Source organism: Buchnera aphidicola (Sipha maydis), assembly GCF_024029855.1.
Classification (GTDB): Bacteria; Pseudomonadota; Gammaproteobacteria; order Enterobacterales; family Enterobacteriaceae; genus Buchnera_J; species Buchnera_J aphidicola_BI.
The window spans coordinates 47399-60690 of the sequence record NZ_CP097205.1; the positions used below are offsets into that span (position 1 = coordinate 47399).

The 13292-nt window shown below is 20.7% G+C and carries 8 protein-coding genes and 1 pseudogene; 4 read left to right on the forward strand and 5 right to left on the reverse strand.

All coding sequences use genetic code 11. The features are described 5' to 3' along the window. The first annotated feature begins 151 nt into the window (after nt 1-151). Both pth and ychF read left to right on the forward strand, forming a co-directional pair. Nucleotides 152-682, forward strand: a complete 531-nt coding sequence (gene pth / locus M3Y47_RS00200) for an aminoacyl-tRNA hydrolase (protein WP_252839484.1) — start codon at nt 152-154, stop codon at nt 680-682. Nucleotides 683-756: 74 nt separating this feature from the next. Then, nucleotides 757-1803, forward strand: a complete 1047-nt coding sequence (gene ychF / locus M3Y47_RS00205; RefSeq protein ID WP_252839485.1) for a redox-regulated ATPase YchF — start codon at nt 757-759, stop codon at nt 1801-1803. A 37-nt stretch (nt 1804-1840) separates the two neighbouring features. Here ychF and thrC read toward each other — a convergent pair whose 3' ends face one another. From thrC to dksA, 5 genes are all read right to left on the reverse strand, one after another. Further along, entirely contained in the window at nt 1841-3142 is a 1302-nt protein-coding gene (gene thrC, locus M3Y47_RS00210; RefSeq protein WP_252839486.1) for a threonine synthase, read from the reverse strand. 6 nt (nt 3143-3148) lie between these two features. Beyond that, nucleotides 3149-4078 carry a homoserine kinase gene (thrB, locus tag M3Y47_RS00215; protein ID WP_252839487.1) on the reverse strand — a complete coding sequence of 310 codons (930 nt, stop codon included), beginning with the start codon at nt 4076-4078 and terminating at the stop codon, nt 3149-3151. Between the two features lie 20 nt (nt 4079-4098). After that, nucleotides 4099-6558 (reverse strand): bifunctional aspartate kinase/homoserine dehydrogenase I, encoded by a 2460-nt coding sequence (thrA, locus tag M3Y47_RS00220; protein ID WP_252839488.1) that lies wholly within the window; start codon nt 6556-6558, stop codon nt 4099-4101. A 759-nt stretch (nt 6559-7317) separates the two neighbouring features. Continuing rightward, nucleotides 7318-8499, reverse strand: coding sequence for a polynucleotide adenylyltransferase PcnB (gene pcnB, locus M3Y47_RS00225; RefSeq protein WP_252839489.1), 1182 nt, complete (start codon nt 8497-8499; stop codon nt 7318-7320). A gap of 153 nt (nt 8500-8652) precedes the next feature. Continuing rightward, nucleotides 8653-9105 carry an RNA polymerase-binding protein DksA gene (gene dksA, locus M3Y47_RS00230; protein WP_252839490.1) on the reverse strand — a complete coding sequence of 151 codons (453 nt, stop codon included), beginning with the start codon at nt 9103-9105 and terminating at the stop codon, nt 8653-8655. A gap of 249 nt (nt 9106-9354) precedes the next feature. On the opposite strand from dksA, the gene truA reads away from it, so the two are divergent. Then, the gene (gene truA / locus M3Y47_RS00235; RefSeq protein WP_252839491.1) at nt 9355-10131 is read left to right on the forward strand and encodes a tRNA pseudouridine(38-40) synthase TruA; all 777 of its coding nucleotides are present in this window, start codon (nt 9355-9357) and stop codon (nt 10129-10131) included. Between the two features lie 252 nt (nt 10132-10383). Beyond that, nucleotides 10384-12912: pseudogene (gene secA / locus M3Y47_RS00240) on the forward strand (preprotein translocase subunit SecA); the annotation flags it as partial. Nucleotides 12913-13292: the final 380 nt, after the last annotated feature.

Below are 13292 nucleotides of genomic sequence, written 5' to 3' on the forward strand. Positions count from 1 at the left end.
ATTTAAAAAATTTATGATATACAAATTATATATGATAAAATTTTTTATTTTTTTAAAATAATTTCATTATTTTATATTTTTTTTAAAATTTTTATATTAATTTTTTTAATAAATTTTTTATAATTTTAATAATGTTTTAGGAAATTAAATTTTGAAAAATTTAAAAATAATAATAGGATTAGGAAATCCAATTACGAAGTATAAAAATACACGTCATAATGCAGGTATATGGTATCTTCATATGTTGTCAAAAATATATAATAAAAAATTTAAAAAAATAAATAAATTTAATGGTTACGTTAGCGAAATTCTTTTTTTTAATAAAAAAGTTTTTTTGTTTGTTCCAGATGTTTATATGAATTTAAATTTTTTACCTATATATAAAATATCTTCTTTTTATAATATTACATTAAATGAGATGTTAATTATTCATGATGAATTAGATTTACAACCTGGTGTTATAAAATTAAAGAACGGATATGGAAGCAATGGGCATAAAGGATTAAAAGGAATTATCCAAAAATTTAAAAAAAAAAATTTTTATAAACGTTTATCGATTGGAATTGGTCGTCCAGATAATGTTCATGAAATATCTAATTATGTTTTATCTAAACCAACATCACATGAACGGGAAAAAATTTTTCAAGCAATTAAAAAATCAATTTTGTCTATTTTTTTTTAGTTATTCTATAAAATATTTTTGTATATACATAAATATAATATTTTTATTTTTATTTAAAATTTTTAGAGAAAAATATGAGTTTAAAATGCGGAATAATTGGTTTACCAAATGTAGGAAAATCTACTATTTTCAATCTCTTAACAAATTTGTCAGTTCCTTCTTTGAATTTCCCTTTTTGTACTATTAATCCAAATATAGGATTTGCTCCTGTGATGGATGATAGATTGTTAGAATTAGAAAAAATTGTTTATCCAGAAAAAGTTATACGAACATTTGTAAAAATAGTTGATATTGCAGGATTAGTGAAAGGAGCTTCTCAAGGAGAAGGTTTGGGAAATAAATTTTTAAGTCAAATTAGTGAGGTAGATTCTTTAATCCATGTTGTGAGAACTTTCCAAAAGGAAAATATTTTACATGTTGAAAATAAAATCGATCCTCTTCATGATATTGAAATAATTAATACAGAGTTAATTTTTTCAGATATAGAAGTATGTGAAAAAAATCTTTTATTAAAGAAAAATTATAAAAATTTTAATAAAGATTTAGTTTTACAAGAAAAAAAAATTTTAAAAAAATGTTTATTACATTTACAGAAGTTTTCTTTTTTGAAAACGTTAAAATTATCTTCAATAGAACTATCTTATATTAAACGTTTTAAATTTTTAACGTTAAAACCTACTTTATTTTTAATAAACGCTGATTTAAATCAAAAAAACAATATCTTATTAAATAAACTTAAAGATTTTTTAAAAAATGATCATACTCAAATGATTTTTCCACATTTATTTCATAAAAATCAATCTAAAATTAAAAAAAATAATGATATTTCTAAAATTATTCGATCTATTTATCAAATGTTAAATTTAGAAACATTTTTTACTGTTGGGAAAAAAGAAATTAGAGCTTGGCCTTTTTTAAAAAATTCTCGAGCTATTCAAGTAGCTAAAGTAATTCATAGTGATTTTAGTAAAGGTTTTATCCGCGCTAAAGTTATTAGTTATTTAGATTTTATAAAATATAAATCTGAAAATCATGCAAAAAAATTTGGAAAATTAAGATTAGAAGGTAAAGATTATATAGTTCATGATGGAGATATTATTCATTTTCTTTTTAATGTATAAAATTTTTAGAGAGGATATACTCCTCTCTATTTTATTTTTATTGATGATTTATTAAGATTTTTTTTAATGTATTAAAATTTGGTTTAATATTATATGATAATTCTTTTAAATGAATAATTTTAGATATTACTTGCGGTTTTTGTAATTTTATTTGTAAAATTTTTTCTACTGTTTCTTGAAATTTAATTGGATGTGCTGTCCCTAAAAAGATTCCATATAAATCTTTTTTATTAATTGATTTTTTTAATAGAGTATATGCAACAGAAGCATGAGGTTCAGAGATATAATTAAATTTTTTAAATAATTCTTTGATATTTTTTTTTGTTGATTCTTCTGATACAGATCCATATTCTAAATGTTTATTTATTTTCCATTGTTCTTTTTGAAGTATTTTTTGGACTCTAGGCCAATTATTTGGTCTGCTAATATCCATTGCATTTGACATAGTTGAAATTGTTTTGTATGGATTCCATATTCCTGTTTTTAAATATCTAGGAACGGTATTATTTGAGTTTGTAGATAATATAAATTTTTTTACTGGTAATCCCATAGATTTTGCTATTAATCCAGCAGTGAGATTTCCAAAATTTCCACATGGAACTGAAATAATGATTTTATTATGAATGCTTTCAGGGATTAAATGAAATATTTCAAAAAAATAACAAATTTGCGCAAGTAAACGACTAATATTAATTGAATTAGCGGAGTTCAGTTGTGTATATTTTTTTATTTCTATATCATTAAATGCTTTTTTAACTAATTTTTGACATTCATCAAAACTTCCATCTACTGCAATTGTAGTAATATTATGTCCTAAAGTGCAAAATAATTTTCTTTGTATTTTGCTAATTTTCCCTTTTGGATAAAGAACTACTACTCTAATATTTTTCATTTTATAAAATGCATGTGCTACTGCTGCTCCTGTATCACCTGATGTCGCTGTTAATATAGTGATAGATTTTTTTTCTGTATTTAATAAAGATAGTATTTGAGCCATGAATCTAGCTCCATAATCTTTGAAAGCTAACGTCGGTCCATGAAAAAGTTCACAGCATAAGATTTTTTTTGTAATGTAAGAAATTTTTGGACCTGGAAAAGAAAATGCTTTTTGAATACTTTTATTGATGATTGATTTTTCTATTTCAGAACCTATAAAGATTGATAAAATTTTTTGGCTTCTCGTAATGAAAGTTTCATTAATTAATTTTTTTATTTTTTTTTTAGAAATTCTTGGTATTGTTTCTGGAAAAAATAATCCTTGTTTTCTTCCTAAACCTCGTTTGACTGCTTGAGAAAAGTTTACTTGTTCTTTTATATCTTTAAGATTATATAATTTCATATTTTTTTATTTAACCTCTCTTGCACCAAAAGAATCTATGGTACAAATATAAGAAAATCCATTTTTTTCTTGAATATAATTTTCTAAAAAATATTTTTGAATTTTTTTTGCAATATTTTTATTTTCTGTAATTGAAAATAACGTTGGTCCAGATCCAGAAATTCCATAAGCTAAAGAACCAATTTTTTTTAAATTTTTTTTATGTTTTAAGAATCCTTGAATTAAATTTTTTCTAAAAGGTTCTGCAATAACATCTTTCATAGAAGAAATTGCTAAATCTGATTGATTAGTATACGAGGAATATAAGAATTGTGAGATATTTTTCCCGTATTGAATACATGTTTTTCGTTTATATAATTTTGGAAGGATAGATCGAGATTGTGAAGTAGACAATTTTATCCCAGGCCAGGCAATAATCCAAAACCATTTTTTGAAATAAGGAATACTATTAGAAATATTTTTTTTTGTATTTAAGATTAATTGGATGCCTCCAAGATATGAAGGAGCTACATTATCGTAATGTTTTTCACCAGAGATTTCTCCTTCTAAGGAACCCATCATTTGTAATAATTTTTTTTTTTTTAAAGGATAATTAAAAAAAATATTTAATGCAACCAACGTTGATACAATAGACGATGCGCTAGATCCAAGTCCTGAACTAATAGGTAAATTTTTTTCAAGTATGATATGTATTTTATTTTTTTTTTGGATTTTTTCAAAAAATAGTTTACATGCTTTCCATACAATATTTTTTTTATTATATTGTGGTATTTCTTGGGCATATTTTCCAATATTAGTTAATTGAAATTGATGAGATGATTGAATAGTAATAATATCCCCTAAAATTTTATTATTTATTGGAGTGATTGCAGCTCCTAGAATATCAAATCCAACTCCTAAGTTTCCAATAGATGCAGGTGCATATATTTTAATCATTTTGATATATTTTCCATATATTAAATAGTATTTAATAAGTCAGAGAAAACACCAGATGCAGTAACTTCTTTTCCTGCTCCATATCCTTTTATTACTAATGGAATAGGTTGATAATACTTACTATAAAAGGATAATGCATTTTCTCCATCTTTGACGTTATATAATGGATCATTTTTATTTATTTTTGAAAGTTTTATTTTGCATATTCCATTTTGATTAATCGTACCAATAAATTTTATTTTTTTTTCATTTTTTTTTGCAGAATCAATTTGATTTAAAAAGTATTCATCAAATTTTTTTATTTCTTGAAAGAATTCATTAACATTATTTTTTTTATTTATTTTTTTTGGTAGGATTTTTTGAATTTGTATATCTTGAAGTTCTAATGAATGTCCTATTTCACGAGCAATAATCAAAAGTTTTCTTGCTACATCTAATCCTGATAAATCTTCTCTTGGATCAGGCTCTGTAAATCCTTTTTGATGTGCTTGTTGAATAGCTTCTGAAAATAACATTCCTTCTTCTAATTTTCCAAAAATAAAAGATAATGAACCTGATAAAATACCTTTAAAGTATGAGATTTTATCTCCTGTTTTTACAAAATTCTTTATTGTTTGAATAATTGGTAATCCACCTCCAACATTTGTTTCATATAAAAATTTTTTATTCATTTTACATGCAAGTTTTCTTATTTTTTTATAATTTTTTAAATTTCCTGTATTAAATTTTTTATTTGAAGTAATAACATGATATCTATTTTTTATATAATTAAAATATTGTTTTGAAATTGCTTTACTAGAAGTACAGTCAATAATCACTGGATTAATATAGTTATTTTTTTTGATAATTTTGCTTATTTTTTTAATTAATTCTTCTTGTTGAGGATATGTCTTTCCATTGTTTAGAAATTCTTTTTTCCATGATTCAATTTTAATTGATTTTTTATTGAAAAGTATTTTTTTTGAGTTTGCTATTAAAAAAATTTTTAATGCTAAATTTCTTTTTTTTAAATTTCTTTTTTCTTGTGAGATTTGTTTTAGTAATGTTTTTCCTATTCCTCCTATACCTAATAAAAAAATTTCTATAGTTTTTACTTTGTTTAATAAAATTTTATGTAACAATTTTATTGTTTTATTTGTATTTTTAGAATTTATAATAAATGAAATTATATTTTTTGATTGATTACTAATTACATTAATAATTTTAATTTTATAGCGGTTTAAAAATTTTTGTATATGATTTGATAATTTATTTTTTTGAGAGTTTTTGGAATGAATGAGAGATATGATAGATAGTTTTTTTTTAGTTTTTATTTTTTTTTTATAATTTTCTTGTTTAAAAATTTTTTTTTTTAATATATATTTTATTTTTTTATAATATTTTTTTTCTATATACAGATTAATATATTTTTGATTGATAGTTTTTATTGATGAAAAAAAATAAATTTTTTGATTTTTTAGTTTATTTAATATTTTTTTATATACTTTATTTATTTTTTTTGTGTTTTTAGATTTTATAGAAAAACTACAAATATTTTTTATATATGTAATGCTTGAATAATTTTTATTTTTTTTTTGTTTTGAATTTTTTACAATTTTTGTTCCACGTTTAGATTCATTAAAAGTATTTTTCACATAACATGGAATGTTTAGTTTTTTTAACGGAGAAATTGTTTTAGGGTGTAAAACTTTCGCTCCTAGATTTGATAAATTGATAATTTGATTGTATGAAATATTAGAAATTATTTTTGCATTAGGTACTATTTTTGGATCACAAGTTAATATTCCATCAACATCAGTCCATATTTCACAGGATTTTGCTTTTAAACATGCAGATAAAACAGCTGCTGAATAATCTGATCCATTTCTTCCTAATAAAACTAATTCTTTTTTATAATTTCCACCAATAAAACCTGGCATTAAAATGATAGATTTTTTAACAATATTTAGTTTTTTAATATTTTTTTTTGAATCATGTATATTAACATAGGAATCTAAAGCATCTCCATTAGAAATTAGATTTTTTATAGGATTAATGATAAAAGTATTATAATTTTTAGAAATTAAAATATTTTCCATAATTTTTGTAGATAATATTTCTCCTTTAGATACAATTATTGCAAAAATTTTTTTTGGACATTTATTTAAAAAATATATACTTTTCAACATTTTTTGAAGAAATTTCATTTCTTGATTTATTTTAGATTTTACTTTTTTCAATAAAAAATTTTCATTTGTTAAAGAAATTTCTTCTACTATTTTATAAAATTTTTCATGTATTTTTTGAATTTCTTTTTTATAATTTTTTTTTTGAATAGCTAGTTCAATAGATTTTTCTAAAATATTTGTAATATTTGCTGGAGCTGATAAAACTACTGCTATTTTTTTTTTTTTGAATTTTTTTATAATTATTTTTGATACTAAAAGGATATTTTTTGAATTAGATAATGATGTTCCCCCAAATTTTAATACGTTGATCATTTTTTTTCCTTTTTTTTTAGTTTAATTATTTTTTTTAATTATTTATATATAAAAACTGTTATATAAACTTACAGAATGTTTAAATAAAAATTTTTTTCTTAATTATAATTTAACAGATTATTTTTTTTATTAAATATTTATAGTTAATATTTTTATTTTATTTATTAATAGAATAATTTTAATAAAATTCATGAATTTTAAAAAAAAAAATTAACATTTATTTTTAATTTTAATATAAAAAAATATTTTTGTTTTATTTTGGATATATTATTAAATTTAATAAATAATTAGCTATAAAAAATTTTTATTTTGAATGGTTTTAATAAATAAAATATATTTAAATTTTCTTTATTTGGATCAAAAATAGATTTTTGAACCTATAAAGAATAATAGAATTATTTTAATAATTTCATGAAAATATTTTATCATTTACTTACATCATGAGTTTTATACAAATTACAGATATCTATGAATAGTGATAGAAATATTGGAAGATATTTATGTATTTTTTCATATAAATATTTTTATTTATAAAAGAAATATTTATTTTTAGAAAAGCAATACAAAATTAAAAATTTAAAAAAAATTTATATTTAAAGATATTGAAAATTTTTTATATATAAAAAATATTATTTATATTTTCATTATAATATATACTATGTATGATATTTTTTGAAATTTTCTCAATTTATATTTTAATAAAAAATAAAATTCTTACATTGTTTTAAAAAATTAAAAAAGTAAAAATATTTTTAAAAATTATTTTATTAATTTTTTTTTAAAATTAATTTTTTTTTCAATATTTTTTTTTAAGATATATAAATTATGAGCTTCATAAAATTTTTTGTTTTTTTTTATTTGGTAAAATAAATTTTTTTTATGATATGTAATAATATTGATTATTTTCCAAATTTCTCGTATAGAATAAATAATTTGTTTTGGTATAGATAGCATATAAGATGCCTTTTTTAAAATTTTTTTTAAAGATATATATGAAGCATCTTTATATGTCATTTTTTTTTTTTTTTTTATCTTGATTGTATTTATAAAATACGGATACCATAATATTGCAGACCATAAAAAAGCAGGATTAATTTTTTTTTTTTTTTGAATTTTTTGATCATTTTTTTTTAGAACATTAATTGTTAATTTATTAATTAAAAAATTTATTTTTTTATTATAATCTAAAAATGGAAAAGGGAAAATTCGTTTTAATAAGCAAAATTTTTTTAGTTTTTTATATGCTTGATATCCAAATCCTGTTTGTAGAAGTTTATTAAGTTCATTATATAATCTTGCCCCAGGAACATAAGAAAGTAATTTTGCTAATTTTGGAATTGCTATTGCTGTTTTTTTTTCTATTTTCATTTTTAATTGCGCTGAAAAACGAATTACTCGAAGAATTCTAACAGGATCTTCACGATATCTCGTTTCAGGATCTCCAATTAAACGAATTATTTTTTTTTTAATGTCTTTAATACCTCCAACATAATCTCGAATACTTAAGTCAAATATATTTAAATATAAAGTATTTATAGTTAGATCTCTTCTTTCTGCATCTTCTTCTATTCCTCCAAAAACATTATCTCTTAATAAAATTCCGAATTTTTCTTTTTTTTTATACCTTTTTTTTTTATGATGCTGGTTATTTCCTCTAAAAGTTGATACTTCAATGATTTCTTTTTTAAACATAATATGAGCAATTTGAAATCTTCTTCCAATGAGTCTGCAATTTTTAAATAATTTTTGTATTTCAAAAGGAGTTGCATTGGTGACTAAATCAAAATCTTTGGGTTGATTTCCTATAATTAAATCACGAACGCTTCCTCCAACAAGATAAGCTTGATATCCTGATTTTTTTAATCTACATAAAATTTTTAATGCGTTTTTGCTGATTTTTTTTCGAGATATGTTATGGTTTTTTTTAGGAATTATTATCATATTATTTATTTTAAAGTATTTTATTTGAATATATATTGAATATTTGTAAGATTATAATTAATCTATGATATATTTATTATTTAATTTTAAATGAAATTAAATTAATATTAAATGATAGTGAAATTGAATTAATCGTTTTCACTATCTTTTTTTTTATCCAAGAATTTGTTTTTCGCGAATTTCTTCTAGAGTTTTACAATCAATGCATAAATGAGCTGTTGGTCTTGCTTCTAGTCGTTTAATACCTATTTTGACTCCACAAGAAGAGCAATATCCAAATTCTTTTTCTTGTATTTTTTTTAATGTATTTTCAATTTTTTTAATTAATTTATTTTCTCGATCTTGATTTAATAATTCTAAATTAAACTCTTCTTCTTGTACTGCTCGATCAACTGGATCAGGAAAGTTAGATGATTTTTTTGATACATGATAAATATTTTTTTTATTTTTATTTAATTGTTCTTTCCATGTTTCAAGAATTTTTGTAAAGTGTTTTATTTGATTAGCATTCATATATTTTTCATTTTTTTTTTTTTTATAAGAATTTACTCCAGCTAATGATAAAATACTCAAAGAAGATTTTTTATATTTTTTTTTTTTTTTCACGTTTTTTCCTTTTTATTTTATTAATATTTTTACTGCAATTAAATAAAATTAATAAAATAGAATTTTATTAATTTTTAAATATATATTAGAAGTTTATAATATGAAATTAAATATTTTTTTAAATTATTTATTTATTAATATTGTATATAATTTTTTTAAAATAATAAATTTTATAAGATTTTTTTAAATTTTTTATGTTTTAATACTGAATGAATCAAGATATATAAATTTTAAAAAGGTTATAAAATTATGAAATTAGCTTGTGGAGTTGAATATGATGGAAGTAAGTATTTTGGTTGGGAAAGTCATATAAAAAAATTTTCAATTAAAAATAAGTTAGAATATGCTATATCGAAAATAGCTAATGAAAAAATTAATATATTTTGTGCAGGAAGAACAGATTCTGGAGTTCATGCTTTAAATCAAGTGATACATTTTGAAACTAAATTTTTTCGAAATATTCATTCCTGGATTTTTGGTGTAAATAGTTTTTTACCAAAAGATATTTCTATTATTTGGGCAAAATATGTTTCAGAAGATTTTCATGCACGTTATTCTGCTCTTTCTAGAAGTTATCGTTATATTATATATAATAATTGTATTAGATCTTCTATTTTGAGAAATAGAGTTAATCATATTTTTTTTTCTTTAGATGTTGATAAAATGAATCAATCTAGCAAATTTTTAATTGGAGAAAATGATTTTTCTTCATTTCGAGCGTCTGGTTGTCAGTCTTCAACGCCGTGGAGAGAAATAAAAAATATTAATATATATAAATATAAAAAAAAATTTATCATTATTGATATTACTGCAAATTCTTTTTTATATCATATGGTGAGAAATATTGTAGGATCTTTAATTGAAATTGGTCGATTGAAGAAAAAAAAATCTTGGTTATTAGATCTTTTAAAATCTAAAGATAAAAGTTTATGTGGTCCCACGGTATTATCAAAAGGTTTGTATTTATTATCTGTTCAATATGCTAAAAATTTTGAAATAAAATGTAATAAATTATTTTTTTTATAACTTTTTTTTTAAAGTATTTTATTATTATTTATGATAACTCTTAAAAAATATTAGTGATTATAAAAATTTTTTAAAATTTTATTTAAAATTTATATAGAGAGAAGAAGAATATTTTAATTTTTTTATAATTTTTTGAGTGTTTTAAATAAATACATGAATTATAATTTTTTATTATATGATTCAATGTTTTTAGAAAAGTATATTAAAAAATTTTCATATATTAATAAAAATTTTTATATAAGAGAAAAAGAAATGTTTTTTAATTTTTTGAAGAGAATTTTTGGAAGTCGTAATGAAAAAATATTAAATAAATTAAATCCTATTGTGAAAAAGATTAATGAATTAGAAAAGTTATATAAAAAATTTACTGATGAGAGATTAAAAGAAAATACAAAAATTTTTATTAAGCGTTTAAAAAAAAATGAAACTTTAGATGATTTATTAGTAGAAGCTTATGCTACTGTGAGAGAAGCAAGTAAAAGGGTATTTAATATGCGTCATTTTGATGTTCAATTATTAGGAGGCATTGTATTACATAATCAATGTGTTGCTGAAATGAAAACAGGTGAAGGAAAAACATTAACAGCCACTCTTCCTGCATATTTAAATGCTCTTACAGGAGAGGGAGTTCATATTGTAACCATGAATGATTATTTAGCACACAGAGATGCGAATAAAAATAAAATATTATTTGAATTTTTAGGTTTAACTGTAGGACTAAATTTATCAAATTTATCTTTTCATGAAAAAAAAAAAGCTTATTCTGCAGATATAACATATGGAACTAATAATGAATTTGGTTTTGATTACTTAAGAGATAATATGGTGATTTCTCCTCATGAGCAAGTTCAAAGAAGTTTGAGTTACGCTTTAATTGATGAAGTAGATTCTATTTTAATCGATGAATCTAGAACTCCTTTAATTATTTCGGGAGAAGATGATTATTATTCGAAATTATATATAACAATTAATAAAATTATTTTTCATTTAGTTCAACAAGAAAAAGAAGATACTGAAGATTTTACTGGAACGGGAGATTTTTTTTTAGATGAAGAAACAAGACAAGTACATTTAACAGAAAGAGGTTTAGTAAAAATTGAAAATATATTAGTAGAAAAAAATATTATGGAAACCCATGAATCTTTGTATTCTGCGAAGAATATAAAACTTTTGCATCATGTTCTGGCTTCTTTACGTGCTCATAAGTTATTTACGAAAAATGTTGATTATATAGTTAAAAAAAATGAAATTATTATAGTAGATGAGCATACTGGTCGTATCATGCCAGGAAGAAGATGGTCAGATGGACTGCATCAAGCAATAGAAGCAAAAGAAAATGTTTTTATAAAAAATGAAAATAAAACTTTAGCTGCCATCACTTTTCAAAATTATTTTCGTTTATATAAAAAATTATCAGGCATGACTGGTACTGCATATACAGAATCTTTTGAGTTTCGTGAGATTTATAATTTAGATACTGTAGTTATACCTACTAATTGCTCGATGATTAGAGAAGATCTTCCTGATTTAGTTTATTTAACAGAAAAAGAAAAATTTGAAGCTATTATAGAAGATATAAAAAAATGTTATGTGAAGAAACAACCTGTTTTAGTAGGAACTATTTCTATAGAAAAATCTGAAATGATTTCTCAGAGTTTATTAAATTTAAATATCAAACATAATGTTTTAAATGCAAAATTTCATAAACAAGAAGCAAAAATTATTTCTGAAGCTGGAAAATTAGGAGCTGTAACTATTGCAACTAATATGGCTGGTCGAGGAACAGATATCATTTTAGGAGGATATTTTGAACATCAGGCATTGGATAAAGAGACAAAAAATAAAAATAATAACTTTGATTTTAAAAAAAATAAATGGGAAAGAAATCATAATTTAGTTTTATCGGTTGGTGGACTACATGTTATTGGTACAGAAAGACATGAATCTAGAAGGATTGATAATCAATTACGAGGAAGATCTGGTCGTCAAGGGGATTGTGGTTCTTCAAGATTTTATGTTTCTATGGAAGATAATTTAATGAGAATTTTTGCATCAGAAAAAATAATAAAAATTATGCGTGCGATTGGAATGGAATATGGGGAATCTATTGAAAATAAATGGGTGAGTCAAGCAATAGAAAATGCACAAAAAAAAGTAGAAAATAGAAATTTTGATATTCGTAAGCAACTTTTAGAGTATGATAATGTAATTAATGAACAAAGAAAAGTAATTTATAAGCAAAGGAATATACTAATTAATAAAAAAGATATTAAGAATACTATTTCTGATATATCTAAAGATGTATTTTTATCTATAGTGAAAAATTTTATTCGTATTAAGAAAATATCTTTAAGGAATTTTGATTTTTACAAAATAGAAAAAAATTTATCTGAAAATTTTTCTATCACAATTTTTTTTAAAAATTTTTTAGATAACAAAAAAATTTATAAAAAAATTGATATTTTAAATATTATTATAAAAGTTTTTAAAAAAAATTATTTTATTAAAGAAAGTTTAATTGGTTTTAATAATATGAGAAATATAGAAAAATCTATTATGTTGCAGAAATTAGATTTTTTTTGGAAAGAACATTTATCTGATATGGAATATTTAAGACAAGGAATACATTTAAGAGGATATGCGCAAAAAGATCCTAAATTAGAATATAAACGTGAATCTTTTATTATTTTTTCAAATATGTTAGAGTCATTAAAATATGAAGTTGTTTCAGAATTGAGTAAAATTAGTTTTTCTCATTTTAGTCCATATGCGAATGCGAATACACAAACAAATTATAAATTTTCTATTAATAATAAATATTTTAAAAATACTAAAAGGCCTGTATTTACTGATGAGGATATTAAAGATCATTATTCTTAAATTTTAAGACGAAGAAAGATGTAAAATTTTTTATATTTATTATATTTAATAAAATTTTTCATATTAAATATGATTATTTTGATAAAATATTTGTTATATTTTTTTTTTATAAAATATAATTAAAAAATATTTTTTTTAAAAATAAAAATAAATTCAAGTTTTTTGGTTAAGAAAATAAATATTTGGTAAAAAAAAATATTGAGAAGTATTTTATTTAAATTATTTATTAAGAATTTTTTTTTTGATAAAATTATATAAAAATTGAAATATAAATTTCATAT